Genomic DNA, 26,959 nt, shown 5'->3' on the forward strand with positions numbered 1-26,959 from the left:
GCTCCACTCCACGACCGGAGGTCTTCGTCGTCCACGACCGCTACCGCGTGTCGTCACACCCGCTCAACCAACCTGCCTGGGCAGTACACCTAGTCCGCGGGCACTCCCGCACGCACCGCTCGCACCCGGCCCGGCAGGTGGGCGGGCACGGACGTCGGCCATGATGGCGTCCGTGCCCGTCCCCGTGCCCACCCAGCCCGACGACGACGAGCTGCAGCTCATCCGCCGCTCGGGCGTCGCCCTGCGCATGGGCCGCCTGAGCCTCGGTGCCGGCACCGGCTCCTACCGCGTCAAGGCGTCGATGGCCCGGGTCGCGCACGCCCTGGGGGTGGAGCGGCACCAGGCGCACGTCACCCTCACCGAGATCACGACGACCTCGCACCGCGGCCGCAGCTTCCGCACCGAGGTGACGGAGGTGCGCCGGGTCGGCATCGACGCGCACCGGCTCACGCTGCTCGAGCGGCTGGCGGGCGACCTCGACGCCGGCCGGCGCCCGGCCACGGTCGAGGACGTCACCCGCGCGCTCGACGAGATCGAGGCGCGCGGCCCGCTGTGGGGCGCGCTGCTCAACGCCCTGTGGGCCGGCCTGGCGTGCGCGGCGTTCTCCTTCCTCAACCGCGGCGGGCCGGTCGAGATGGCGGCGGTGTTCGTCGCGGCGGCGCTGGGGCAGGGCGCGCGGCGGGCGATGCTGCACCGGGGGCTCAACCAGTTCGGCGTGACGATGGTCGCGGCGGCGCTGGCGTGCCTGACCTACCTGGCCTTCGTCACGGCGCTGCACGGCTCCGGGGCGACAGCCACCCGCCACGAGGCGGGGTACGTGTCCGCGGTGCTGTTCCTCGTGCCCGGCTTCCCGCTGGTGACGGGTGCGCTGGACCTGGCGAAGCTGGACTTCTCGGCCGGCGTGGCCCGCCTGACCTACGCCCTGACGCTGCTCATGTCCGCCGCGCTTGCGGTGTGGGGCGTGTCGGCCCTCGTCGGGCTGTCGCCGGACCTCGCGCCCGACACGCGGCTGGCGCCGGGCGTGCTCGTCGCGCTGCGCTGCCTGTTCTCGTTCCTCGGGGTGCTGGGTTTCGCGCTGCTGTTCAACTCGACGCTCCCCATGGCCGCCGCGGCGGCGGCCGTCGCGGTGGTGCCCAACGTCCTGCGGCTCGGGCTCGTCGACGCCGGGGTGCTGCCGCAGGCGGCGGCCGCGGGGGCCGCGCTGCTCGTCGGGCTGCTGGCGGCGCTCGTCGCCCCGCGCCTGCGCGTCCCGCGCATCACCGTGTCCGTGCCGGCCGTGGTCATCATGGTCCCGGGGGTGACGGCCTACCGGGCGGTGTTCGCGCTGTCGGAGGGGGACACGACGCAGGCGCTGGCGTCCGGCGTGCAGGCGGTGCTCGTCGTCGCCGCGCTGGCCATCGGCCTGGCCGTCGCACGGATGCTCACCGACCGGGAGTGGGCGTTCGAGCACTGAGGGGCAGGTGCCCGCTTTGGTCGCAGCCCGCACATGCGGTTACCCTGACCGGCGTCTGGGAGACGTCGCATAGCCCGGTCTAGTGCGCGGCCCTGCTAAGGCCGTGAGGGGGGCAACCTCCTCCGTGGGTTCAAATCCCACCGTCTCCGCCCCCGACGAGCCCGTCCCCACCTCCTGGGGACGGGCTCGCGCGGTCCTGGGCTGGCTCATCCGTGCACGCTCCCGTGCACGCTGCTGCCGTCGTCCATGACGTGGACGGGCTCCCAGCCCAGGACGGTGGGGTCGAGCATCCCGGCGATCATCGCGACGTGGGCGACGACGAGGAACAGCCCGACGAGCCCGGCGTGCACGGCCAGCCGTCGCCGCGGCGTCCACCCGGCGCCCACGGCCCGCAGCTCGACGAGCGCCAGGCCCAGCAGCGGCACGATCCCCAGCAGGTACCCGCCGACCGCGACGACGTCGGCCGGGCCGCGCCACCCGCCGGTGAGCGTCAGCGGCACGACGGCGTGCCGCAGCAGGTACGCGGTGACCCCGACGAAGTACACGCCGCCGACGATGCCGGCCCACCGCGACAGCCGGGCCACCCACGCCGGCGCCGCGTCCCGGCGCAGCAGCAGGACGAGCTCGGTGACGGCGACGGTCTCCGCGAGCACGACGGGCACCGCCATGAACAGCAGCAGGTTCCACGGCTGGTTCGCCGCGAGCAGCTCCATGTAGTGCGTGCCGCCCATGTCGCCGCCCGCGGGCCAGGCGGGCAGGGTGAGCGCGACGCCCGCGACGGCGACGAGGAGCGCGACCAGGGCGGCGGTCCGGGTAGCACGGGCGGCCGGCGCGGGAGCGGCGCCCGGGTCGGCGACGGCGGGGGACAGGGCGACCACGACGGTCTCCTCTCGGACGGACGGGCCGCCGGAGGCTCCCGGCGGCTACCCCCTCACCATCGCCAGCCGAGGCGGGTGACCCGAGCCACGCTCGATGAAGAAGCGATGAAGGCGTACGGGCGCGGTCGCGGGGTGACGTGGGACGGGGACCGAGGTCCCGGGTGGCAGGAGGCGGAGCAGGGCGAGCGGCTCGGGACGCGGACACGGGACCGCGCGACCGGGTGACGGGCAGGATGGCCGCCATGACGACGCACGGCACGACCCCCGGGAGGCGTCGCCTGCCGCTGCCGGGGTTCCTCGCCCTCGGACTGGTCGCGGCGGTGGTGGTGGCGGGGCTGCTGGGGCTGGCGGCCGGGGCGCTGGCCGCCGCCGGCGCGGGGTCCGGCGGGTTCCAGGACCTCGTCGGCGTGCTCGTCGGGATGCTCGTGGCGGCCGTGGTGGCGTCGGTGGTGTGGCTCGTCGTGCTCGTCGTCGCGCACGTGCGGTACCTGCCGGCCGGGCGGCGGCTCGCGACGGGCTGGCGGTCCGCGGCGGTGGTGCTGGGCGTGCTCGTGCTGGTGGGGGCGGTGCTCGCGCTCGTGCCGTCCGACGAGGTGCGCGGCGCGTCGGTGCTGGTGGCGGCGGTCGCCGTCGTCGTTGGGCCGTCGGTCGTGCTCGTCGCGGGGGAGCGCCGGGACCGTCGGCACGGGCACGTCCCGTCCTGAGCCCCGGGGGCCAGGGTTCACCGAGCCGTCACCCGGCCCTCGTCCGCCGGTCCCGCCACCGTCGCCCGGCGGCACTGTGCTGGGGCCATGAGACGTCTGAGGACTCGGACGGTCCTGGTCACAGGGCTCGTCGCCTGCCTGCTCACCCCGACCGCCGCGCTCGCGGCCCCCGCCCACACCGCCACCGGCACCGCTGCTGACTCCGCCGCCGCGCAGACCTCTCGCACCCGCATCAGCCCGCTCACGGAGCCGACGCTCGTCGCCCGCGCGACGCTCGACGCCGACACCCTCGTCGAGGGCCCGCCGTCGGGTGCGCTGGCCACGCCCGCCAACGGCCGCCAGGGCCCGTTCGCCGGGCAGGTCGTGCCCGGCTTCTCGGCGGTCGTCGAGGGGCGCGACGGCACCCTGTACGGCATGCCGGACAACGGGTTCGGCACGAAGGGCAACTCGGCGGACTTCCTCCTGCGGATCTACACGCTCGCGCCCGACTGGGAGACGGCCGAGGGCGGCTCGGGGGAGCTCGCGCTCGACGGCTTCGTCAGCCTGCGCGACCCCGACGGCCTCGCCGGCTTCCCGATCGTCAACGAGGGCACGGCCGAGCGGCTGCTGACGGGCGGCGACTTCGACGTCGAGTCCCTCGTCCAGCTCCGCGACGGCACCTTCTGGATCGGCGAGGAGTTCGGGCCGTTCCTCCTGCACGTCGACGCCACGGGCAAGCTGCTGCAGGCGCCCGTGCCGTTCCCGGGCGGCCGCTCCCCGCAGAACCCCTTCCTCGCGCCCGACGAGAGCCCGCGCGTCAAGGCCTCCAAGGGCTTCGAGGCGCTCGCGGTCTCGGCCAACGGCAAGTTCCTCTACCCGATCACCGAGGGCGCCTACGTCGACGACCCGCAGGAGCGCCGGCGCACGGTCCACGAGGTCGACACGGCCACCGGGCAGTACACCGGCCGGACCTGGGACTACGAGGCGGACCGTGAGCCCAACGTCATCGGCGACGCGTTCATGGTCGGCAACCACCGGATGCTCGTCGTCGAGCGGGACGACTTCGACGGCGCCGCGTCCGTCACCAAGCGCGTCTACGAGGTGGACCTGAAGCAGGTCGAGCCCGACGGCTACCTGCGCAAGACGCTCGTCCTCGACGCGCTGAAGATCGCCAACCCCGACGGCATCGGGGCGGGCGACGGGTACGGCACGGGCGACCCGTACTCCCTGCCGGTGCAGTCCTTCGAGACGGTCGTGCGCCTGCGCGACGGGCGCCTGCTCATCGCCAACGACAACAACTACCCGGGCAACGCCGCGCGCGTGCCGGGGACGCCGGACGCCACGGAGCTCGCGGTCGTCGACCTGCGGCGCGTCCCCGCCGCGGCGCCCTCCGAGACCACGGTCATCGCCCACCGCGGCGCCTCGGGCGAGCGGCCCGAGCACACGCTGGCCGCGTACGAGCGGGCCATCCTCGCCTGTGCCGACTACATCGAGCCGGACCTCGTCATGACGAAGGACGGCGTCCTGGTCTCGCGGCACGAGAACGAGATCAGCGGCACGACGGACGTCGCGACGCGGCCGGAGTTCGCGGACCGCCGCACGACGAAGACCGTCGACGGCACGGCCTACACCGGCTGGTTCACCGAGGACTTCACGCTCGCCGAGCTCCGCACCCTGCGCGCGGTGGAGCGCCTGCCCGAGGTCCGCCCGGGCAACACCGCCTTCGACGGCCTGTACGAGATCCCGACGTTCGACGAGGTCATCGACCTGGCGCGGCGCTCGGTCTCCTGCGACGGCCGCCCGGTCGGCGTGATCCCCGAGATCAAGCACGGCACGTACTTCGACTCCATCGGCCTCTCGATGGAGGAGGCCGTCGTCGCCGGCATCGACGCCGCGGGCTGGAACAGCCGCGGCTACCCCGTGCAGATCCAGTCCTTCGAGGTGGGCAACCTCCAGGAGCTGAACGGGATGACGACGGTCCGCCTGGCCCAGCTCATCGACGCCGTGGGCGCACCGGCCGACAAGGTCGCCGCCGGCGACCCGCTCACCTACGCGGACATGGTCACGCGCGAGGGCCTGCACGACGTCGCGGAGTACGCCGACGTCGTCGGGCTGCAGAAGAACGTCATGATCCCGCGCGAGGAGGACGGCACGCTCGGCGAGCCGACCGGCGTCATCGAGCAGGCCCACCGCCTCGGCCTCGAGGTCACGGGCTGGACCTTCCGCAAGGAGAACCAGTTCCTGCCGGCGGAGTTCCGCATCGGCGACGACCCGAACGCCCCCGGCGACCTCGTCGGCGAGATCCGGGCCTTCGTGCAGGCCGGCATGGACAACGCCTTCACCGACGACCCGGCCGTCGCGGTGACGGACGACCTGCGGGTGGCCACCTACAACCTGTCCCTCAACCGGGCGACCGAGGGCGGCCTGGCCGCGGACCTCGCCACGGGCGACAACGCGCAGGCGAAGGCCGTCGCCGAGGTCATCCAGACCGCCGCCCCCGACGTGGTGCTGCTCAACGAGTTCGACCACGACGCCGAGGGGGTCAGCGCCCGGCTGTTCCGGGAGAACTACCTCGCGGTGCCGCAGGGCGACGGGGCGCCGGTGACGTACCCGTACGCCTTCTGGGCACCGGTGAACACCGGCGTGCCGTCCGGGTTCGACCTCGACAACGACGGGTCCGTGGGCGGCCCCGACGACGCCTGGGGCTTCGGCGCCTTCCCGGGCCAGTACGGGATGCTCGTCCTGTCGCGGTACCCGATCGACACCGACGCGGTGCGGACGTTCCAGGGCTTCCGGTGGCAGGACATGCCCGGCAACGTCATCCCGGCCGACTGGTACTCGTCGGAGGAGCTGGAGAGCTTCCCGCTGTCCTCCAAGTCGCACTGGGACGTGCCCGTGGTCGTCGACGGCCGCACCGTCCACGTCCTGGCCGCGCACCCGACGCCGCCGTCGTTCGACGGCGCCGAGGACCGCAACGGCCGCCGCAACCACGACGAGATCCGGTTCTGGGCGGACTACGTCCAGGGCGCGGACTACGTGTACGACGACGAGGGCGTCCACGGCGGCCTCGCCCGCGGCGAGCGGTTCGTGATCGTCGGGGACCTCAACGCCGACCCGGCGGACGGGGACTCCTACGACACGGCGATCGGTCAGCTCCTGAGCCTGGACCTGCTGCAGGACCCGGCGCCGACCTCGGCCGGCGGGCCGGAGGCGGCGGCCTCGCAGGGTGCGGCCAACGCCGCCCACACCGGTGACCCGGCGCTCGACACGGCGGACTTCGCCGACACCGCGCCGGGCAACCTGCGGGTCGACTACGTCCTGCCGTCCACCACGCTCGGCGTCGCCGACGCCGGGGTGTTCTGGCCGGCCGCGGGGCAGCCGGGCTCGGAGCTAACAGGCACCTTCCCGTTCCCGACGTCCGACCACCGCCTCGTCTGGGCGGACCTGGAGGTCGACCTCCTGCGCTGAGCGCAGGGCGGAGAGGCGGCCGCCGCACGCGGTGGCGACGACGACGGCGGGTACCCGGACGGGTGCCCGCCGTCGTGCTGCCACCGCCGGTGCCCGCCGGTGCCCGCCGGACGTGTCGCCTCGCTGTCGGACCCGTGCGGCACGCTGGCCGGGTGATCACGACGGTGGCGGTCGAGGGGTACCGGTCCCTGCGCGAGCTCGTGCTGCCGCTGGGGCAGCTGACCGTGGTGACGGGTGGGAACGGGTCGGGGAAGACGAACCTGTACCGGGCGCTGCGGCTGCTGTCCGGGATCGCGCTCGGCGGCGCCGTCGGGGCGCTGGCGCGCGAGGGCGGTCTCGACTCGACGCTGTGGGCCGGCCCGGAGGGGACGGGGCTGGAGGTGCGCCAGGGCCGCGCCCCGGTGCAGGGGACCCGGCGGCGGCGGCCCGTGGCGTTGCGGCTCGGGGTGGTCGCCGACGGGCACGGCTACGCCGCCGACCTCGGGCTGCCGCAGGAGGGCGGGGTCTTCGCCCGAGACCCGGAGATCAAGGTCGAGGCGGTGTGGACGGGCGAGGTGCTGCGGGCGGGGTCCCTCGTCGCCGAGCGGCACGGGCCGACCGCGCGGCTGCGGGACGACGAGGGCGGGTGGCGGCGGATGCCCGAGCAGCTGGCGACCGGGGACAGCCTGCTGAGCGAGGTGGTCGACCCGGCGGGCGCGCCCGAGCTGTCGGCCGTGCGCCGCACGCTGCGGTCCTGGCGCTTCTACGACGGGTTCCGCGCCGACCCGGACGCGCCGGCGCGGCAGGAGCGCGTCGGCACCCGGACGCCGGTGCTGGCCGCCGACGGCGGCGACCTCGCGGCGGCGGTGGCGACGATCGTCGACGCCGGGTGGGGGGACCTGCTCGACGAGGCCGTCACCGCGGCGTTCGGCGACGCGCGGGTCGCTGTCGTCGAACGGGGCGGCCTCCTGGGCCTCGAGCTGCACCAGCACGGGCTGCTGCGGCCGCTGCGGGGCGCGGAGCTGTCCGACGGGACGCTGCGCTACCTCCTGTGGGCCGCCGCGCTGCTGAGCCCGCGGCCGCCGCGGCTCCTCGTGCTCAACGAGCCGGAGACGAGCCTGCACCCCGACCTGCTGCCCGGGCTCGGCGGGCTCGTGGCGGCCGCCGCGCGGCGCACGCAGGTCGTCGTCGTCACGCACTCCGCCGCGCTGCGTCGTGTGCTCGCGGACGCGGTGGACGCCGAGGACCTGGCCGAGGTGGAGCTGGTGAAGGAGCTCGGCGCGACGCGGGTGCGGGGGCAGGAGGGGCCGTTCGACGTGCCGGCGTGGTCGTGGCCCAGCCGGTGACGGTCGACCGCGAGGTGAGGACCGGGCGGCCCCTGCTCTGGACACGGCCGCCGATCAGCGGGTAGGACTAGGTGGTCCAAGGTTTACCCAGCGCCGGGTGGGCCGTCCCGACCTGCCTGGGAGCTCGACGATGAGACGACCCGCACGCCCCGCCCTGCTCACCGCCGCCGTCGCGCTGGGTGCCGCCCTGGTGGCCCCGACCGCCGCGGCGGCCCCCGGTCCGACGGTCGTCGGCGACGGGCCGCTGGCGCCGACCGCGACGACGTACACCAACCCGGTCAGCGACACGTTCGCCGACACCTACGCCGACCCCGCCGTCATCCGCGGCCAGGACGGCTGGTGGTACGCCTACGGCACCACCGACCCGCTGCGCGAGGGGGAGGGGACGCGGCACCTGCTGCCGATGTCGCGCTCGCAGGACCTCGTCGACTGGGAGTACGTCGGCGACGCGTTCACCGAGACGACGCTGCCGTCCTGGGCGGACACCGCCGGCGGCACCGCGCTCTGGGCGCCGGACATCCGGTACGTCGACGGCGAGTACCGCCTCTACTACGTCGTCACCGACACCACGGTGACCGGCGAGCGGGGCGACGGCGCCATCGGGGTCGCCACCGCGCCCACGCCGACCGGCCCGTGGACCGACGCGGGCGGCCCGGTGGTCGGCCCGCGGCGCGGGGCGGGCGGACCCGGCGACTTCCTCTGGACGTTCGACCCGCACCACGTCGCGACGCCGGACGGCGAGGAGCACCTCTTCTACGGCTCCTACTACGGGGGCATCTTCGTCACCGAGCTGTCCGACGACGGCACCCGCGCGGTCGGCACGCCCACCCGCGTGGCCATCGACAACAAGTTCGAGGGCGCCTACGTCGTGCAGCGCGACGGCTGGTGGTACCTGTTCGCCTCCACCGCCAACTGCTGCGCCGGCCCGACGACGGGCTACAGCGTGCAGGTCGGCCGGTCGCGGGACCTGACCGGCCCCTACGTCGACCGCGAGGGCGTCCCGCTCGACCAGAGCCGCGCCGGCGGCACGCCCGTGCTGTTCCCGAACGGCAACGCCTTCGTCGGGACGGGGCACAACGCGATCACGACCGACCTCGCCGGCCAGGACTGGATCGTCTACCACGCCATCGACCGCGCCGACCCGTACCTCGACGGCACGGACGGCATCAACGAGCGGCCCATGCTCGTCGACCGGCTGGACTGGGTCGACGGCTGGCCGATCGTCCGGGGCGGCCTCGGCGGCTCCGACGACGCGCAGCCCGGCCCCGTCACCGGCGGTCGCGCGGTGACCGGCTTCGACGCGGGCCTGCCCGACGGCCGCGGGACCACCGCGCTGCGCGCCGAGGGCGCCTGGGCGACGGCGACCGACGTCGCCGCCGGCCCGTACGCCGCCTCGACCGGCGCCGCGACCCTGCTGACCCGCGGCGGCGGCCTGACCGACGTCCGCGTCGAGGCCGACGTCCGGCGTGCCGCGGGTTCGACGGCCAGCACCACCCTGGCCGCGGCGGTCGGCGGTCGCGGGACGACGCTGCAGGCCGCGCACATCCGGGCGCGGCTCGAGGACGACGTGCTCGTCGTCGAGACGACGGCCACGGTCCGCGGTCGCACCGCCGTGACGGCCACGTCGAGCGCGCCCCTGCCCGACGCGTTCCGGTCCGACGCCTGGCACGCGCTGGTCCTCGAGGTCCGCGACGGGCAGGCGCGCGCCGAGCTCAGCCACGCCCGCCTCGGCGACCCGCTCGCGGAGGTCGTCCTCGACCTGCCGCGCGGCACCCGGACGCACGGCGCCGCGGGTGTCCTCGTCGACGGGCCCGGTGCGCACGTCGACGACGTGAGCGTCCTGCCGGCCGCCGTCCCGGTGACCGACGTCGTCGAGCCGACCGCTCCCGGCCCCTGGGACCCGGCGCTCGGCGACGAGTTCGACGGCGACACCCTGGCCTCCGGCTGGACCGCCGTGCGCGACCCGCAGGTCCGGGTGGAGGACGGCTCCCTCGTCTGGCCCACGGAGGCCAAGGACCTCACGGGTGACAGCGACGACGCGGGGCTGCTCCTGCGCGACGCCCCCGAGGGTGACTGGGTGGCCGAGACGCGGCTGACCATCGACCTCGGGGTCGAGGAGATCCGCAACTACCAGCAGGGCGGGATCGTCGCCTACGTCGACGACGACGACTTCGCCCGCCTCTCGCACGTGGCCATCTGGAACACCCGGCAGACCGAGTTCGGCCGGGAGATCCCCTTCGCGGGCGGCACGCGGTACGGCGGCACGATCGTCGGGCCCCCGGCGGAGACGACGTGGCTGCGGCTGACCCGCACGGCCGACGCGGCCGGCGAGCAGGAGGTCCGCGCCTCGACGAGCACCGACGGCATCACATGGGTGCACGGCGGCACGTGGACCTTCGACGCCGGTGCCGAGGTCCGCATCGGCCTCGTCGCCCACGGCGGTGCCGGGGCCACCGCGCGGTTCGACCACCTGAGGGTGGCACCCGCGAACGGATGATGGGCGGGCCGTCACGGGCGGCCCGTCCTCGCCTATCCTTCCGCCGACCCCGCACCGCGCCTCCGCGGGTCGCCGATCCGGCTCCCGGCGCCCGCCCCCCAGCAGGTGATCCCGTGAGCGCGTCCGCAACCGACCGGACCCCCGGCCTTCCCGGGGGTCCGGAGCGGGTCGCCGCCACTCGGCGCGTGCTCCCGGCGGTGGGCAGCCCCGTGCTCGACCGCGTCGTGGGGCTGGCGTCGCGGCTGCTGGGTGCGCCGTCGTCGCAGATCTCCCTGCTCGAGGACGTGCAGGTCGTCGGTGCCGGCCACGGGCCGGGGCCGGACCCGGCGGGGACGCGCAGCCCGCTGGCGGACTCGCTGTGCACGGTGACGGCGGCGGCCGGCGCACCCGTCGTCGTCACCGACGCGGCGCAGGACGACCGGGTCGCGGACCTCCCGCCCGTGACCGGCGGTGCCGTCGGTGCGTACCTGGGCGTGCCCCTGCGCGGCCAGCAGGGGCACGTCGTGGGCGCGCTGTGCGTGTTCGACCCGACGCCCCGGCCGTGGCGGGACGAGGACGTCGCCCTGCTCGACGAGCTGGCGGGCTACGCCGCCACCGAGCTCGAGCTCGCGGCCCTCGCGGCGGAGTACGAGGCGGACCGCACCCGGTGGCAGCTCGCGGTGCGCGCCGGGGGCGTCGGCACCTTCGACTGGGACCTGGTGACCGGCGCCCTCGGGTGGGACGACCAGCTCCTGGACATCTTCGGGCTCGAGCGGGGCCAGTTCGGCCGGACGATCGAGGACTTCGTCGCCGCGTTGCACCCCGACGACCGCCCGCGGGTGCAGGAGGCCCTGCGCGTGGCCATCGAGGCGTGCGACGAGTACGACGCGGAGTACCGCGTCATGCTGCCGCGGGGCGGTACGCGCTGGGTGCACGCGCGGGGACGGGCCGTCGCGGGCGAGGACGGCACGGCGGTGCGCCTGCTCGGCTCGGCGTACGACACGACGGCCCGTCGCGACGCGGACGCGCGCGTCGCGCGGGTGCTGGAGACCATGTCGGGCGGCTTCTACTCCCTCGACGAGGAGTGGCGGTTCGGCTACGTCAACGCCGAGGCCGAGAAGCTCCTCGGGCGCTCCCGGGAGGAGCTGCTCGGCCAGAGCCTCTGGACCGCCTTCCCGGCCACGGTCGGCAGCGTCTTCGAGGAGCAGTACAAGGCGGCCGTGCTGACCGGCACGCCCGGCACGTTCGAGGCCTACTACCCGCCGCCCCTCGACGGCTGGTACGAGGTCCGGGCCTGGCCCACCGACGAGGGCCTGTCGGTCCACTTCCACGAGATCACCGCCCGGCACGCGGCGCAGGCCGCCGCCGCGGAGGCCGGACGGGTCGCCGACGAGGCGCGCCGGGTCGCCGAGGACGCGCAGGGCGCCGTCGAGCGGGCGGCCCGGCGGCTGAGCCTCGTCGCCGCCGTCAGCGCCGACCTCACCGGCACGCTGGACACGGACGAGGCGGTGGCGCGGCTCGCGCAGCACCTCGTGCCGGCCCTGGGCTCGTGGTGCCTGGTGACGCTGCTCGACGAGCACGGGACCCTGCGGGACGTCGGCTCGTGGCACGCCGACCCCGACGCGCGCCCGCTGGTGCAGCAGTACCGGCGGCTGCGACTGCCGTCGCTGGACCAGCACTCGTACCTGCACCGGGCGTTGCGCGAGCACCGGCTCGTGTCCGTGCCGGTCGACGCCACCGAGCACATCGCACCGCTGCTGGCGGGCCCGGCCCAGGACGCGCTGCGTGCGCTGGGGCCATCGGCGGCGTACTTCCTGCCGCTGCAGGCCCGTGGTCGCGTCGTCGGCATCGTCTCCCTGTTCCGTGGGCCCGACGAGGGCGAGCTGTCCGCCGGGGACCTGCTGACCGCCGCGGAGGTGGCGGACCGGGCCGGCCTCGCGATCGACAACGCGCGGCTCTACCAGCAGCAGCACCGGATCGCGGAGAGCCTGCAGCGCAGCCTCCTGTCCGCGCCGGTCGAGCCGGACCACGTCGAGATCGTCGTTCGGTACCTGCCGGCCGCGGAGGCGGCGCAGGTCGGCGGGGACTGGTACGACGCGTTCCTGCAGCCCGACGGGGCCACGGTCCTCGTCATCGGGGACGTCATGGGCCACGACTCCGATGCGGCGGCCGCCATGAGCCAGGTGCGGACGCTGCTGCGCGGCATCGCGTACGCGACGGGGCAGGCCCCCGCGGGCGTCCTGACCGGGCTCGACGCGGCCATGCGTGGGCTCGAGATCCGGACGCTGGCGACCGCGGTCGTCGCCCGGCTCGAGCAGTCCGAGGACGAGCGCGAGCGGAGCGTCACCCGGCTGCGCTGGTCGAACGCGGGTCACCTGCCGCCGCTCCTGCTGCACGAGGACGGCACGGTGACGGAGCTGCACGGCAACGGCTCGTCGCTGCTGCTGGGGATCGACCCGGGGGTCGACCGGACGGACTCGGTCGTGACCGTGGACCGCGGGACGACCCTGCTGCTCTACACGGACGGCCTCGTGGAGCGCCGGAACGCGTCGCTCTCCGACGGCATCCGCCGCCTGCGCGAGACCGTCGCGGCGACGGCGACGGACGGCCTGCGCGGGGCGACCCTGGACGAGCTCGTCGACGGGGTCGTCGCCCGGATGGTGCCGGAGCGTCCCACCGACGACGTCGCCCTCCTGGCCGTCCGGCTGCACCGCCAGGACCGTCCCCGGCCGGCCGACGCACCGCCGGCCCGGGTGCCGGACGCGCCCCCGGTGCCCGGGGCCTGAGCGCCGGCGTCAGCAGGCAGCCCGACCGCCCGTCACGGCCAGGGGGCCAGCAGCGCGGTGCCGAGCACGATGACGACGGGGATCGACACCAGCCACCCGGCGAGCCCCTGGTCGGAGCTGATGAGCGGGTCCTGACGGGTGCCGGCGGCGGCCCGCGCGCGGCCCTCGCCGTGGCCGGCCCCGTGCCCCAGCCCGAGGCCGGCTGCCAGGTCGCGCACCCGGTCCCGGGCCGCGTCGGCCAGCGCGAGCGCCCCCGGTCCGTGGTCGTCCTGCTCCCCGGGGAGGGCGGGCCGGGCCTCGAGCGTGCGCGTCATGGATCGACGGTAACCGCGACTCCGGAGGGTCGCAGGGCGAGCGGGGACGGCCGGGCGACCGTCACACGGACGGGTCCGCGACGTCCCCGGACGGGCGGGCCGCCCCCTCGTCGACGCCCGTGACGAGCCGCCGCAGCACCGCGACGGGCAGCTTCGGGGAGCGGTCGGCGCGCAGCAGCCCGTTCGTCTCCTGCCCCGTGTCGGTGAGCTGGGTCCAGCAGAACCCGGCCAGCGGCGCGGCCTCGCGGGCGGCCGCGAGCAGGTCGCCGATGCGCGCGGCGAAGTCCTCGTCGCTCGTCGCGGTCGAGTAGCCCCAGGCGTCGTGGCGCTCGGCCGCGTAGCTCACGCCGCCGAACTCCGTGAGCATGACGGGCTGCCCGCGGTCGTGGGTGGGTGCCGCGTCGGCGAGCCGCAGCCGCCGTCCCGCGGGCCCGATGCCCGCCAGCAGGCGGTCGACCGCCTCCGGCGTGCCGTACCGCGCGCGCAGCTCGTCGCCGCGCTCGGCGTAGTCGTGCACGGTCCAGATGTCGGAGTCGGTGTGCTCCCAGCCGTCGTTCGACACGACCGGCCGCGTGGGGTCCAGCGCCCGGGTGAGGTGCGCCAGGCCGAGGCCGTAGTGCTGCTGCGCGACGTCGTGCGCGCCGTGCTGCACGCCCCAGCTCTCGTTGAGCGGCACCCACGTGATGATCGACGGGTGCGAGCGGTCGCGGCGCACCAGCTCGAGCCACTCGCGCGTGAGCAGCTCGACCGACCGCGGGGAGTAGGCGTAGGCGTTGGCCGTCTCGCCCCACACGGTCAGTCCGAGCCGGTCCGCCCAGAAGAGGAACCGGGGGTCCTCCGCCTTCTGGTGCACGCGCGCGGAGTTGAAGCCCAGGTCCTTGATGAGCTGCACCTCCTGGCGCAGCGCGTCCGCCGAGGGCGCGGCCAGGTGGGTCCCGGGCCAGTACCCCTGCTCCAGCACCGACCGCAGTCGGTAGGGGCGGTCGTTGAGGAGGAAGGCGCCTGCCGCGACCGCGCAGCTGCGCAGGCCGAGGTAGGAGGCGACGACGTCCGGGGAGCCACCGGGGGCCGACAGCGTGAGCGTCGCGTCGAGCAGCGTGGGGCGCTCCGGCGACCACAGCAGCTCCTCGTAGCCCTGTCCGTTGGCCTGCCGGGGCAGGTCGACGACGACGCGCACGTCGCGGCCCAGGACGCGCACGCGCTGCTCCGCGAGCACGTCCTCGTCGTGCCGTACGACGACGTCCAGCCACGTCCCGGGCACGGGGGGCGACGAGAGGCGGGCCGTCAGCACGGCCGCCGCCCGCGGCAGGTCCGCCTCCCAGGCCAGCTCCTCCAGCGCGAGCGCCGGCACCGCCTCGAGCCAGACGGGCTGCCAGATGCCCGTCGTGCGGTCGTACCAGATCGAGTGCGACGAGGGCTTCCAGTCCTGCTTGCCGCGCGGCTGCACGACGTCGTCGGGGTCGTCCTCGGCGCGCACGACGACGACGGCGCCCGTGCCGACGTCGCCTTCACCGCTGCCGCCGACGGCGGCCGTCACGTCGAGCGCGAAGGGTGTCTGCCCGCCCTCGTGCCGGCCGACGTGCTGCCCGTCCACCCACACGTCGGCGGTGTGGTCCACCGCGCCGAGGTGCAGCACCACCCGGTCGCCCTGCCGGCCCAGCCCCGCGGCGGCCAGGTCCTCGGCCGTCAGCCGCCGCCGGTACCAGACCACCCGCAGCGGGCCGGGGTCGCCGATCCCCGAGTCCGGCGCCTCCGGCGGGAAGGGCACCTGGATCGTGCGGTCGAACGGGTCGGCGCCCTCCGGGCCGCCCGGGCGCCACCAGCCGGCGTCACGGCCGGCGTCCTGCGGGTCGAGCGCGAAGTCCCACGGCCCGCACAGGTCGGCCCAGGAGGGCCGGACGAGCTGCGGGCGGGGGTAGGTGCCGTCGCCGCGCGAGGCGCGCGGCGTCGTCGCGGCGTCCCCGGCCGCGGCCGCCGGGGGGACGGGGCCCGTCGCGGGGCTCGTCGTCGTGCCCGTCGTGGGGCTCGTCGTCGTGCTCGTCGTGCTCGTCGTGGTGGTCACGGTGGGGGTCCTTCCGGTCACGGGCGCGGCGTGCCGCCGGTGCTCTCGCGGACGACGAGGTGGTGCTCGGCGACGGCGTGACGCGGCGGTGCGTCGGGGTCGGTGCGGTGGCGGAGCAGGAGCTCCAGGGCGGTCTCGGCGATGCTGCGCTTGTCGGGCGCGACGGTGGACAGGCTGGGGGTCGCGTAGCGGCCCTCCTCGACGTCGTCGATGCCGACGACGACGACGTCCTCCGGCACCCGCAGCCCGCGGTCCCGCAGGGTCCGCAGGGCACCGAGGGCCAGGAGGTCGTTGAAGCAGAAGACCGCGTCGGGCGGCTCCGGCAGGTCGAGCAGGGCGTGCATGGCAGCGGCGCCGTCGCTGCGGTGGAAGTCCCCGACGCTCGCGACGAGCTCGGGGCGCAGCGGGTGCCCGGCCGCCGCGAGCGCCGTCCGGTACCCCTCGAACCGCAGCTCGGCGGTCTCGGCGGGGACGACCCCGCCGGCGGGGTCCTTCGCGCCGATCGCCGCGACCCGGCGGCGGCCGAGGGACAGCAGGTGGGCCGTCGCGTCCCGCGCCGCGGCCCGGTTGTCGATGGCGACGTGCGGGAACGGCGAGTCGTCGCCCACGTGCTCCCCGAGCAGCACCAGCGGCGTCGGGTCGAGCCGGTGGCGCAGGTCGTCCGCGGTGAGGGTCAGCGGGCTGAGCACGAGCCCGTCCATGAGCGGGAGGTCGATGCCGTCGCTCGCCGCGCGCTCCGCCTCCGGCGAGCCGTCGGTCTGCGCGAGCAGGACCGTCAGCCCGCGCGTCTTCGCGGCCCGCACCATCTCGGACGCGAGCTCGGCGAAGTACGGCTGCGTCAGCTCGGGCAGGGCCACCGCGACGATCCCGCTGCGCCCCTGCCGCAGGTGCTGGGCCGCCACGTTCGGCCGGTACTGGAGGTCGATGACGGCCTTCTGCACGCGGTCGCGCGTCTCGTCCGTCGCCCGGCCCTTGCCGTTGATGACGTTCGAGACGGTCTTGATCGACACGCCGGCGCGCTCGGCGACGTCCTGCAGGCGGATCCGTCCCACCCCGCCCACCTCCTCTGCTCGCCCGTCACCCTGGCAGACGTGACGGATTGGTACAAGGTTTACCTGTTCCGGTGGACGCGCCGCGGCAGCGTGCGGTAGGAAGTGGTCCAAGGTTTACCCGCGCAGGGCCGTCAGCAGTGCACGGCCGAGGCCCCGCCACGGCGGCGGGGCGCAGGGCGCACCCCCACCGGAGGAGCTCGAGGATGAGAACCACGACGACCACGTCCACCACCGCCCGGCGCTCCCGCGCCCGGCTGGGCCTCGCCGCCGCGGGCCTGGCCGCCACCTTCGCCCTCGCCGCGTGCGGCGGCGGCATGTCCGCCGAGGAGGCTGCCGGCGGCGGCGGCGGCGAGGCGGCCGAGCTGCCGGAGTTCACCGGCGAGTACGACGGCCCCGAGGTCGAGCTGTCCTACTGGAACGGCTTCACGGGCGGCGACGGCCCCTTCATGCAAGGCATGGTCGAGCAGTTCATGGAGGAGAACCCGAACATCACGGTCACGCCCAACACGATCCAGTGGGCGGACTTCTACCAGCGGCTCCCCGCCGCGGTGAACGCGGGCGAGGGCCCGGACGTGGGCGTCATGCACCTCGACCAGCTCGCCACGAACGCCGCCCGCAACGTCATCGTCCCGCTGGACGAGCTGGCGGACGGCATCGGCCTGACCGAGGACGACTTCAGCGAGGAGGTCTGGCAGGCGGGCATCTACCAGGACGCGCGCTACGGCATCCCGCTCGACGTCCACTCGCTGGCCATGTACTACAACACCGAGCACTTCGCGGCGGCGGGCATCACCGAGCCCCCCACCGACCAGGCGTCCTTCATGGACGCGCTCGACAAGCTGCAGGCGGCGGGCTACGAGACGCCGTTCTGGAGCCCGACGCTCTGGCCCGCGCACCTCATGTTCTACTCCCTGACCTGGCAGAACGGTGGCGAGCCGTTCGCCGAGGACGGGTCCGAGGCCACCTTCGGCTCGCCCGAGGGCGTCGAGGCGCTCGAGTGGCAGCGCTCGCTCGTCGACGAGGGGTACAGCCCCTCCGACGTGGCGCAGGACTCCCAGTACGTCGCCTTCAAGAACGGCGAGACGTCGATCACCTGGGACGGCATCTGGCAGATCAACGACCTGCAGGCCTCGGAGCTCCCGTGGGGCATCGCGCCCGTCCCGACGATCTTCGACGAGGACCGGGTCTGGGCGAACTCCCACCAGTTCTTCATGACGAAGCAGGCGTCGGGCGACGCGGACAAGGCGGCCGCCGCACAGGTCTTCATCGCCTGGATGTCCGAGCACTCCGAGGACTGGGCGCAGGCCGGCATGATCCCCGCCCGCCAGTCGGTGCGGGACGGCGGCGCCCTGGAGGGCCTGCCGCAGCAGGTCATCGCCGAGCGGATCGAGGACATGCGCTTCCTGCCGCCGGTCCCCGGCATCGGCACGGTCGCCACGGAGGCCCTCGAGCCGGCGGTCGCCAACGGCGTCCTCGGCAAGAGCAGCCCGGAGGAGGCCCTCACGGGGGCCGCCGACCAGGCGACCGAGCTCATGCAGGAGAACCTCGAGAGCTTCGGGGGCTGACGTGTCCACGACGCGCGTCGCGGCGCCGGCCGACGTGGCCGGCGCCGCCCGGCGGGGCCCCGCACCGGCGTCGCGGCGCGGCGTCCCGGCGCACGGGAGGCTGACGCCCTGGCTGTTCCTGGCGCCGTACCTGCTGCTGTTCGGCGTCTTCGTGCTGGCCCCCGTGGTGCTCGGCGGGTGGATCAGCCTGCACCGGTGGGACTACACGCTGCCCGGCAAGCCGTTCGTCGGGCTCGAGAACTACACCGACCTCTTCTCCGGGTCCGCCACCGCGGACACCTTCTGGCGGTCCATGCGGGCGACCGCGATCTTCACGGTCTTCAGCGTCCCGCTGCTCCTCGTCGTGCCGCTGGTCGTCGCCCTGGTGATGAACAAGAAGTTCCCGGGCCGGAACCTGTTCCGGGCCGTGTACTTCGCGCCCTACGTCCTCGGCGTGGCCGTGGTCGCGGTGCTGTGGCGCTACCTGCTCGACACGAACATCGGGCTCATCAACTACGGGCTGGGCCTCGTCGGGCTGCCCGACACCACGGCCTGGACCACGTCGCTGCCGGCGGCGTGGGTGGCCCTGGTCGGCGTGACCGTGTGGTGGACGCTCGGCTACAACGCCGTCATCTACCTGGCGGCGCTGCAGGACGTGCCGGCCGAGCTGTACGAGGCGGCCCGGGTCGACGGCGCGAACTCCTGGCAGCAGTTCGTGCACGTCACGCTGCCGGGCCTGCGGCCGGTGCTGGCCTTCGTCACGATGATCACGATCATCGCGTCGGCCAACATGTTCGGGCAGTCGTACCTCATCACGCGCGGCGCCCCGGGCCGCGAGACCCGGACCGCCATCTACCAGATCGCCGAGACCGGCCTGCGCAACTACCAGATGGGCTCGGCGGCGGCCATGAGCTACGTGCTCACGGGCTTCCTCATGGTGCTCAGCGTCGCCGTGTTCTGGCTGCTGCGGGAGAGGAAGGCGCGATGACCGCCACCGCCGTCCCACCGACCCGTCCCGGCAGCACGGCGCCGACGCCCGCGCCGGCCCCCGGTCGGCGCACGGGCCGCACCGTCGTGCGGTACGTGCTGCTCGTCGTGCTCGCGCTCGTGTTCGTCAGCCCGCTGCTGTTCATGGTGCTGACGTCCTTCAAGACGCGGGCCGACGCCGCCGGCTTCCCGCCGTCGTGGCTGCCGACGCCGTTCACCACGCAGGCGTACGAGTCGATCCTGGCCGCCCCCGGCACGCCCGTGCTGCGGTGGTTCGCCAACTCCCTGGTCGCGGCGCTGGGCAACGCGGCCATCGTCGTGGCCACCTCGGCGCTCGCGGCCTACGCCCTGGCCCGCATGCGGTTCCGCGGCCGCGGGATCATCTTCGGGCTCATCATCGCCACGCTGTTCATCCCGCCGGTCATCCTCATCATCCCCAACTACCTCATCGTGGGGGAGCTGGGGTGGCTGAACACCCTCGCGGCGGTGATCGTCCCGACGGCCGCGTCCGCGTTCGGCGTGTTCTTCCTGCGGCAGTTCTTCCTGTCGATCCCGGAGGAGCTGGAGGAGGCGGCCCGCCTCGACGGGGCCAGCCCGTGGCGGATCTTCTGGCGCGTGGTGCTGCCGCTGTCGCGGCCGGCGCTGGCGACCCTGGCGCTGCTGTCGCTCCTGACGAACTGGAACGACTTCCTCTGGCCGGTGTACGTGCTCTTCAGCCCCGAGCTGCAGACGCTGCCCGCCGGCCTGTCGACGCTGCAGTCCGCCAACGCCGTGCGCTACGACCTGCTCATGGCGGGCGCGGTCATCGCCTCGGTGCCGGTGCTCATCCTGTTCGTGTTCCTGCAGCGCTTCATCATCGAGGGCGTCTCACGCTCGGGGCTCAAGGGATGAGGCGGGCGACGAGGGCCCGGCCCCGCGCGGGCGCGCTCGTCGCGCTGGCCGCGGTCGTCGCCCTCGTCGTCGGCGGGTGCAGCGACACCTCGTCGACGACGGGCGGCGGCGCGGCCGACACCGCGGGCGGCGGCGACACCGCGAGCGCGTCACCGAGCCCGTCGCCGAGCACGTTCACGGGAGCGGGCACCGGCCCGAACCCCGTCATCGCCGACGACTTCCCCGACCCCGACGTGCTCGAGGTGGACGGGGTCTACTACGCCTACGGGACCAACGGGAACCTGCGCAACATCCGCGCCGCGCGGTCCACGGACCTCGTGGAGTGGGAGACGCTCCCGGACGTCCTGCCGTCGCTGCCGTCGTGGGTCATCCCCGGCAAGACGTGGGCGCCGGAGGTGACGGAGGTCGAGCCGGGCCGGTACGCGCTGTACTTCACGGCGACGAACTTCCGGCCGTCCCTGCAGTGCGTCGGCGTCGCGGTGGCGTCGTCGCCGGAGGGGCCGTTCGAGGTCGTCGGCGACGCGATGCTCGTCTGCCCCCCCGACGAGGGCGGGGCGATCGACGCCAGCACGTTCCGCACGGCCGACGGCACGCTGCACCTGCTGTGGAAGAACGACGGCAACTGCTGCGGCCTCGACACCTGGCTGCAGACCGCGCCCCTGACGCCCGACGGGACCGCGCTGGCGGGCCCGGCCGTCAAGCTGCTGAAGCAGGACCAGGAGTGGGAGGGCGACCTCGTCGAGGCGCCCACGGTCGTCGAGCGCGACGGCCGCCTGGTGATGCTCTACTCGGCCAACTCCTACGGCGGCGACCAGTACGCCATCGGCTGGGCCTCGGCCCCCGCGCTCGAGGGCCCGTGGACGAAGGCCCCCGAGCCCCTGCTCACGACGGACGCGACGGACCGGGCCTACATCGGCCCCGGCGGCCAGGACGTCGTGGTCGGCCCGGACGGCGAGGACCTCCTCGTCTTCCATTCCTGGTACGACGACGTCTCCTACCGCGGCGTCAACGTCCTGCCGCTGGACTGGGAGGCGGGGGAGCCCGTCGTCCGGCTGGAGCCCGACGAGGGGTAGCCGGTCCAGCCCGGTCGGCCACCGATTTGGGCCCGGGCCCCGGCGCCTGTACCCTCGTCTGCGGCCCTCCGGGGCCACGCGCCCGTAGCTCAATGGATAGAGCATCTGACTACGGATCAGAAGGTTGGGGGTTCGAGTCCCTTCGGGCGCACTCGTTGAGACAGCGACGCCGACAGCCCCGCACCGACAGGTGCGGGGCTGTCGGCGTTCCTGCGCCGTCGGGCTGGCCCACGAGGCACACGGACCGAGGCGTGACCGTCAGGTGGAGGTGGCGGCGGGGCGCAGGTGGACGTCGAGGGCCTCGTCGGCGCGGACGTCCAGGGCGCGGACCACGCTCAGCGCGCCGTCGCGGTCGAGGGTGCGGCCGTGGGCGGACCGCTCGGCGAAGAGGTCCTCCGGCAGGGCCGCCCGGACCGCCGCGACCGTGCGGGCGCTGTCGACGGGGTCCATCGCCTCCGGGTGGAAGCCCGCGCGCTCACCGGCGGCTGCCACGGCGCCGAGGAGGACCGCGCCCTGCTCGGCCTGGTCCAGTGCCGCCGCCGCGCCGGCCAGGGCGTGCAGGCCGACCAGCCAGGAGGAGACGTCGCCGTCCTCGCCGAGCTCCTCCACCTGGAGGCGCAGGCGGACGGCGGCGACCTCGGGGCGGTCCAGGTCGAGGGCCACCTTCGCGCTGATCCACAGGGCCGAGGCCCGCGCCCAGCCGTGCGACGCCGCCGCGGCGACGCGGATCGCCTCGTCGAGGACGGCCATGGCCCCCTCGAGGTCACCGGTGTCGCGCAGGAGCTGCCCGCGCAGCATGAGCACGTCGGCCAGCGCCCAGTCCGGGCCGTGCCGCCGCGCCAGGGTCTGGGCCCGGTCGCTCGCGGCGGCCGCCGCGGCCACGTCACCGGCGTAGGCGTGGACGTACGCCAGCGTGCCGAGGGTGAGCGCCGCGGTGGTCCAGTCCTCGGCGCGCTCCGCCCACGCCACCGCCTCGACGCCGTAGCGCGCGACCGCCTCGCCCTCACCGGCCAGGTACGCGAGCATCCCCGCTGACAGCAGGGCGCGCGCCTGGTCGGCGGCGTCGGCGGGCGTCGCGGTGGCCAGGTCCTCGTCGGGCGGGGTGGCGAGCGCGACCGTGCACCAGCGCAGGCCCTCGGCCACGTGCGCGCGGCGGTACCAGAACCACCCCAGGTGCCCGACGAGGGCCCGCAGCGCACGGCCCTGACCGGTGGCCCCGGCGTGCGCGAGGGCGGCGCGCACGTTCGGCGTCTCGCGCTCGGCGCGCGCGAAGGCCGCGCCCGAGCCCGGGCCGCGGAGGCGGGGCCCGAGCTCGGCGGCGAGGCGGAGGCACCAGGCGAGGTGCGCGTCGCGGGCGGCCGCGAGCCGGTCCGGCGGCGTGTGCAGCACCGCGTGCTCCCGCACGGTGGCGAGCATGCGGTAGCGGTGGCCGTCCGGTGCGCGCAGCACGGCGAGCAGGCCGGCGTCGACGAGCTCGGCCAGCCCGGCCAGGACCGGGGCCGCGGCCGGCTCGTCGTCGGGCTCGTCGGCGTGCTCGCCGTCGGGCTCGTCGTCGTGCGGCGGGCCGGAGGGCCCGACGGCCGCCAGCGCGGCCAGGTCGAAGCCGCCGTCGAACACCGCGGCCCGCTCGTGCAGCCTCGCCGCTGCCGGCGACAACGACGAGACGCTCCAGTCGAGCGCCGCCTCCACCGACGCGCCCCGCGACCGCGCGGCGGACCGGGCACGCGACCCGCCGGGGGCGCTGCGCAGGAGCGCGAAGCGGTCGTCGAGCTGGGCGGCGACCTGCGCCGGGCTCAGCGTCCGGCAGTGCGCGGCGGCGAGCTCCAGCGCCAGCGGCAGGCCGTCGAGCTCCCGGCAGATCGTGGCCACTGCGGCAGCGTCCCGGTCCCCACCGGGCTCCCAGCCCGGTGCGGCGGCGCGGGCGCGCTCGACGAAGAGCTCCACGGCCTCCGTCGCCGGGTCCAGCGGGCCGAGGTCCAGCACGACCTCGCCGTCGACGTCGAGCATCCGCCGACTCGTGACCAGCACCCGTACACCCGGGCAGGCGGCCAGCACCGCGACGACGAGGTCGGCCAGCGGCTCGCGCAGGTGCTCGCCGTTGTCGAGCACGAGCAGGGTGGTCCGCCCCGCGAGCGCGCCGAGCAGCGCCGGCAGGCCGCCGGGCGTGAGCACCCCGAGGGCCGCGGCGAGCGCGTCGAGCAGCACGGCCTCGTCGTGCACCACGGCGAGGTCGACGAACCAGGGGCCGTCGGCGTCCGTGCGCGCGGCCGCGACGTACAGGGCCAGGCGCGTCTTGCCCGTGCCGCCGATGCCCGTCACGGTGACGAGGCGGTGCTCGTCGAGCAGCGCGGCCAGGCGCGCGGCCTCGGCCCGCCGCCCGACGAAGCCCGTCAACGGCGCGGGCACCGCCCGCCGGGCCGTCGGCGCGGCGGGGCCGGGCCCGGGAGCCGCGGGCGCGAGCGCCGGGTCCTGCGCCAGGATCCGGCGCTCGGTCTCGCGCAGGGCGGGGGAGGGGTCGAGGCCGTGCTCGTCGCGCAGCACGGCGCGGGCGCGCGCGAGGGCCGCGAGGGCGTCGGCCTGCCGGTCGAGGAAGTAGAGCGCGTGCGCCAGCAGCCGCCAGCCGTCCTCCCGCTCCGGGGTCGCGCGGGTCAGCGCCTCGAGCTCGCCCAGCGCCCGGCCGGCGTTCCCGCCGCGGACGAGGGCCTCGAGCCGCAGCAGGTCGGCGGCGTCGCGCAGGCGCTCCAGCCGGTCCGCCTCCGCCGCGACGGGGCCGCGCCGGGGGACGCCGTCGTAGGCGGGCCCGGTCCACAGCCGCGCCGCGGCCTCGAGCACGGCGGCCGCGCGGGCGTGCTCCCCGCGCCCGACGAGGCCCGACGCCTCGGCGACCGCCGCCTCGAAGGCGTCGGCGTCGAGCGTGACCGTCCCGGCCGGGACCCGGTAGCCGCTGCCCTCCCGCAGGATCACGCCTTGCCGCGCCGGGTCGAGCGCCCTGCGCAGCCGGGAGACGAACGCCTGCAGGCTGGTCAGCGCCGACGGCGGCGGGGCCTCGTCCCACAGCAGGTCGACGAGACGGACGTCGGGCACCACCCGGCCGCGGGCGGCGAGCAGCACCGCGAGGGCGGCGGACTGCGTCGGGCCCCCGGTCTCGGCCCGGCGCCCGTCGACCAGCACGCGCACCGGTCCCAGCACCGACCCCGACAGCTGCACCATGGACGACCTCCGGGCCGGACTGTAGAGGTCGGGCACGGCCCGGGCACAGGGTTTCCTCGCGGTCTCGGACGCGCCGCACCCCGGCGGCCACGGGGGACGCCGGGGTGCGGGGTGCTGCCGGGGGGTGCTGGGTCGGCTCCTGCCGGGCTCAGGAGAGGCCGGCCGTGCCCTTCCACAGCGCCAGGTTGCCCGACGAGAACGCGCCCGCCGTGCAGAACGACCCGCCGACCCAGGTGCCGGGCGACGACGAGTGGGCCAGGGCCGTCACCGACCGGATGCCGCAGCCGCCCTCGCCGATGCCGCTGCCCCAGGCGGCGTAGGTGCGCGCCGCCGGGTCGTAGAGCGCCACGCCGGCCGCCGACCGGCCGCCGATGGACAGGAAGTTCCCGCCGATGACCAGCTTGCCGCCCGCGGAGGCCAGGGCGTCGACCCGGTCGCTCGGGCTGCCCACCGTGCTCCAGGCGCCGGTGGTGCTGAACCGCCACACCACCAGGTGCTTCGCGGCGAAGCCCGACGAGGTGCCCGGGCCCTGCGTCATGATGCCGGCGCGGTCGAACTGACCGCCGACGTACAGGTCACCGCCGATGACCTTCAGCGTCCGGACGCCGCCGGGGCCGCCGGCCCAGGACACGCCCTCGAGCAGGTAGTACCCGTCGAGGACGTCGCTGCCGGTGACGTCCTTCGTGTCGAACATCGTCATGCCGTACAGGCCCTCGACGGCGGGCATGCCGCCGGCGTAGAAGCGGTGGAAGTGGCCGCCGATGACGAGGTACTGCCCGGCCACCGACGACAGGGCGCGCACGTCGTCGGAGTACTGCGGGTGGTTGCCCAGGGGCAGCCACTTCTTGGCCGTGAGGTCCCACGCGCCGACGCCGCCCAGGTGCTGCGTGCCGGAGTTCACGAACTCCCCGCCGGCGTACAGCTTGCCGTTGAGGACGTGCAGCGCGTAGACCTCCCCGTCCAGCCCCGCGCCGAGCGCGGACCACGACGTGCCGTTCCACCGCGCGATGTTCCGCACGGCCACACCGCCGGCCTTCGAGAACTCGCCGGCGACGTACAGGTCGGTGCCGACCTTGACCATCGCGTGCACCTCGGCGTCACCGATGCTCGTCGTGACCCCGCCGGCCATGGTGTCCCACGACGAGCCGGTCCACCGCGCGATGGAGCGCGCCGGCTTCTGCCCGACCTGGTTGAAGATGCCCGCGACGTAGGCGCCGCTGCCGTCGGGGACGATGGCGTGGACGTCGCCGTTGCCGTAGGCCGTGGTGCTCACGCCCTGGCCGAACGTCTGCCAGGCCGTGCCGGTCCAGATGCCCGCGCGGTTCATCCGCAGGGTGCCCGCGGTGACGAAGTCGCCGAGCACGACGACCCCGCTGTCCTTGGGCGCCATGGCGACCACGACGTCGTCGAGGCCGCCGCCCGGCGTGGACCAGGTGGTCCCGCTGCGCACGGCCCAGTTCGACCGCTTCACACCGTCGATCTCGGTGAACGTGCCCCCGATGTAGAGCTTGCCGCCCGAGAAGGCGACGGACTGCACCGTGGCGTACTTGTCGCCGTAGAACGTCACCTTGCCGACGGAGGAGAACGTGGTCCCGGCGAGCTTGGCGAGGTTCATCGTGGTGACGCCGTTGGCGCGGGTGAACGAGCCGCCGACGTAGAGGGCGCGTGTGGCGGGGTCGAGCGCGAGCGACTCGACGACGCCCTTGTAGCCGTCCTCGGTGTGGATGCCCTTGCCGTAGGCGGTCCAGGTGCCCGTGGCGGTGTCGACCGAGGCGAGCGACATCGTCGTGCGGGTGCCCGCCTTGTCGAAGTTCCCGCCGACGTACAGCTTGGTGCCGTCCAGCAGCAGGGCGTTGACCGCCCCGGGGTCGCCGACCCCGCAGCTCGCGCAGCGGTACAGGCCGGCGCCGACGGCGCTCCAGGTCTTCGCCGTCAGGTCGTAGGCCGCGAGGCTGCGCGCCGAGACCGTGCCGGCCTTGGTGAAGGTGCCGCCGACGTAGAGCTTCTTGCCGTTGGTGGCCAGGGCGCGCACGGCCTCGTCGTAGTCGGCCGCGGGGTTGGTGACACCGCCGGCCACGGCGCTCCAGGCCGAGCCGTTCCAACGGGCCAGGTCGTTGGCCGCGACGCTGCCGGCCCGCTCGAAGTCGCCGCCGACGTAGACGTCGGTCCCGTTGACGGCGATCGTCATCACCTCGCCGTCGATGCCGGTGCCCAATCGCTGCCAGGCCTTCCCGTCCCAGCGCGCGACGTGCTGGTAGGTGCCCTCGGCGGTGGAGGCGAGGTCCGTCACGGTGCCGCCGACGTAGATGTTCGTGCCGCTGACCGTGACGGCCGTCAGGCCCATGCCGGCGGTGGCGGCGCCGAAGGTCGTCGACCAGCTCGTGTCGCCCGCCACGGCCAGGGCGGCCGACGACGCGTCGGCCGCGGCGTCCTCGGCGACGAAGCGCGGGCTGCCGTCCGGCGCCGTCGTCATCGTCCAGCCGCTGACGTCGACGGGTCCGTCCGGGGCGCCCTCGCGCAGGGTGCCGTCGGCCTCGAGCAGCTCGGTCACCGACCGCAGGCCGTGCGGCAGGTCGGTCGCGGCCGGCGCCGCCGTGCGGGACGCCTCGTCGGGGGCCGCGGTGCCCGCCGCCCCGTCGGCGGCCGGCGTGGTGGCCGACGCCTCGTCGAGGGCCGTGGTGGCCGAGGCGGTCGACGCCCCCGCGGGCGCGAGCGCCAGCGCCCCTGCCAGGGCGAGCGTCAGGAGCCCGGGCACCG

At 75.3% G+C, this 26,959-nt stretch carries 16 protein-coding genes and 2 tRNA genes; 12 read left to right on the forward strand and 6 right to left on the reverse strand.

The features are described 5' to 3' along the window. The first annotated feature begins 184 nt into the window (after positions 1–184). Positions 185–1,453, forward strand: a complete 1,269-nt coding sequence (locus AC2TDM_RS00830; RefSeq protein ID WP_090032477.1) for a threonine/serine exporter family protein — start codon at positions 185–187, stop codon at positions 1,451–1,453. A 58-nt stretch (positions 1,454–1,511) separates the two neighbouring features. Next, positions 1,512–1,602 (forward strand) — tRNA-Ser (locus AC2TDM_RS00835). A 57-nt stretch (positions 1,603–1,659) separates the two neighbouring features. On the opposite strand, the gene AC2TDM_RS00840 is transcribed toward AC2TDM_RS00835, so the two are convergent. After that, positions 1,660–2,331 carry a DUF6803 family protein gene (locus AC2TDM_RS00840; protein WP_484635514.1) on the reverse strand — a complete coding sequence of 224 codons (672 nt, stop codon included), beginning with the start codon at positions 2,329–2,331 and terminating at the stop codon, positions 1,660–1,662. A gap of 242 nt (positions 2,332–2,573) precedes the next feature. Between AC2TDM_RS00840 and AC2TDM_RS00845 the strand changes: the two genes are divergently transcribed. The 5 genes from AC2TDM_RS00845 to AC2TDM_RS00865 all read left to right on the forward strand — a co-directional run bounded on the left by AC2TDM_RS00845 (position 2,574) and on the right by AC2TDM_RS00865 (position 13,069). Next, positions 2,574–3,035, forward strand: a complete 462-nt coding sequence (locus AC2TDM_RS00845; protein WP_484635515.1) for a hypothetical protein — start codon at positions 2,574–2,576, stop codon at positions 3,033–3,035. An 87-nt stretch (positions 3,036–3,122) separates the two neighbouring features. Next, on the forward strand, positions 3,123–6,482 hold the full coding sequence (locus AC2TDM_RS00850) for an esterase-like activity of phytase family protein (protein WP_484635516.1): 3,360 nt from the start codon (positions 3,123–3,125) through the stop codon (positions 6,480–6,482). Between the two features lie 152 nt (positions 6,483–6,634). Continuing rightward, positions 6,635–7,807, forward strand: a complete 1,173-nt coding sequence (locus tag AC2TDM_RS00855; protein WP_484635517.1) for an AAA family ATPase — start codon at positions 6,635–6,637, stop codon at positions 7,805–7,807. 130 nt (positions 7,808–7,937) lie between these two features. Beyond that, entirely contained in the window at positions 7,938–10,304 is a 2,367-nt protein-coding gene (locus tag AC2TDM_RS00860; RefSeq protein WP_484635518.1) for a glycoside hydrolase family 43 protein, read from the forward strand. Positions 10,305–10,417: 113 nt separating this feature from the next. Then, positions 10,418–13,069, forward strand: a complete 2,652-nt coding sequence (locus AC2TDM_RS00865; RefSeq protein ID WP_484635519.1) for a SpoIIE family protein phosphatase — start codon at positions 10,418–10,420, stop codon at positions 13,067–13,069. Between the two features lie 32 nt (positions 13,070–13,101). Here AC2TDM_RS00865 and AC2TDM_RS00870 read toward each other — a convergent pair whose 3' ends face one another. The 3 genes from AC2TDM_RS00870 to AC2TDM_RS00880 all read right to left on the reverse strand — a co-directional run bounded on the left by AC2TDM_RS00870 (position 13,102) and on the right by AC2TDM_RS00880 (position 16,497). Further along, complete coding sequence (locus AC2TDM_RS00870) at positions 13,102–13,383, reverse strand: hypothetical protein (RefSeq protein WP_484635520.1); 282 nt, start codon at positions 13,381–13,383, stop codon at positions 13,102–13,104. A gap of 61 nt (positions 13,384–13,444) precedes the next feature. Then, positions 13,445–15,445: a glycoside hydrolase family 2 protein gene (locus AC2TDM_RS00875; protein ID WP_484635521.1), complete on the reverse strand. Its 2,001-nt coding sequence runs from the start codon at positions 15,443–15,445 to the stop codon at positions 13,445–13,447. 17 nt (positions 15,446–15,462) lie between these two features. Continuing rightward, positions 15,463–16,497 (reverse strand): LacI family DNA-binding transcriptional regulator, encoded by a 1,035-nt coding sequence (locus AC2TDM_RS00880; protein ID WP_090032305.1) that lies wholly within the window; start codon positions 16,495–16,497, stop codon positions 15,463–15,465. A 203-nt stretch (positions 16,498–16,700) separates the two neighbouring features. Here AC2TDM_RS00880 and AC2TDM_RS00885 point away from each other — a divergent pair, with 203 nt between their 5' ends. The 5 genes from AC2TDM_RS00885 (at position 16,701) to AC2TDM_RS00905 (ending at position 21,143) form a co-directional block, all read left to right on the forward strand. Further along, positions 16,701–18,062 carry an ABC transporter substrate-binding protein gene (locus tag AC2TDM_RS00885; RefSeq protein WP_484635522.1) on the forward strand — a complete coding sequence of 454 codons (1,362 nt, stop codon included), beginning with the start codon at positions 16,701–16,703 and terminating at the stop codon, positions 18,060–18,062. A 1-nt stretch (position 18,063) separates the two neighbouring features. Further along, a complete protein-coding gene (locus tag AC2TDM_RS00890; protein WP_484635523.1) occupies positions 18,064–19,029 on the forward strand; it encodes a carbohydrate ABC transporter permease in 966 nt (321 codons plus the stop codon). After that, a complete protein-coding gene (locus tag AC2TDM_RS00895) occupies positions 19,026–19,919 on the forward strand; it encodes a carbohydrate ABC transporter permease (protein ID WP_484635524.1) in 894 nt (297 codons plus the stop codon). The genes AC2TDM_RS00890 and AC2TDM_RS00895 overlap by 4 nt, the downstream gene beginning before the upstream one ends. Then, positions 19,916–20,992, forward strand: coding sequence for a glycoside hydrolase family 43 protein (locus AC2TDM_RS00900; RefSeq protein ID WP_484635525.1), 1,077 nt, complete (start codon positions 19,916–19,918; stop codon positions 20,990–20,992). The genes AC2TDM_RS00895 and AC2TDM_RS00900 overlap by 4 nt, the downstream gene beginning before the upstream one ends. Before the next feature lie 78 nt (positions 20,993–21,070). Next, positions 21,071–21,143, forward strand: a tRNA-Arg gene (locus AC2TDM_RS00905). A 107-nt stretch (positions 21,144–21,250) separates the two neighbouring features. Here AC2TDM_RS00905 and AC2TDM_RS00910 read toward each other — a convergent pair. Beyond that, positions 21,251–24,202, reverse strand: a complete 2,952-nt coding sequence (locus AC2TDM_RS00910; RefSeq protein WP_484635526.1) for an AfsR/SARP family transcriptional regulator — start codon at positions 24,200–24,202, stop codon at positions 21,251–21,253. Positions 24,203–24,350: 148 nt separating this feature from the next. Next, positions 24,351–26,957 (reverse strand): hypothetical protein, encoded by a 2,607-nt coding sequence (locus AC2TDM_RS00915; RefSeq protein WP_484635527.1) that lies wholly within the window; start codon positions 26,955–26,957, stop codon positions 24,351–24,353. Positions 26,958–26,959 lie beyond the last annotated feature (2 nt).

It is taken from the genome of Cellulomonas sp. plas2, assembly GCF_057221735.1.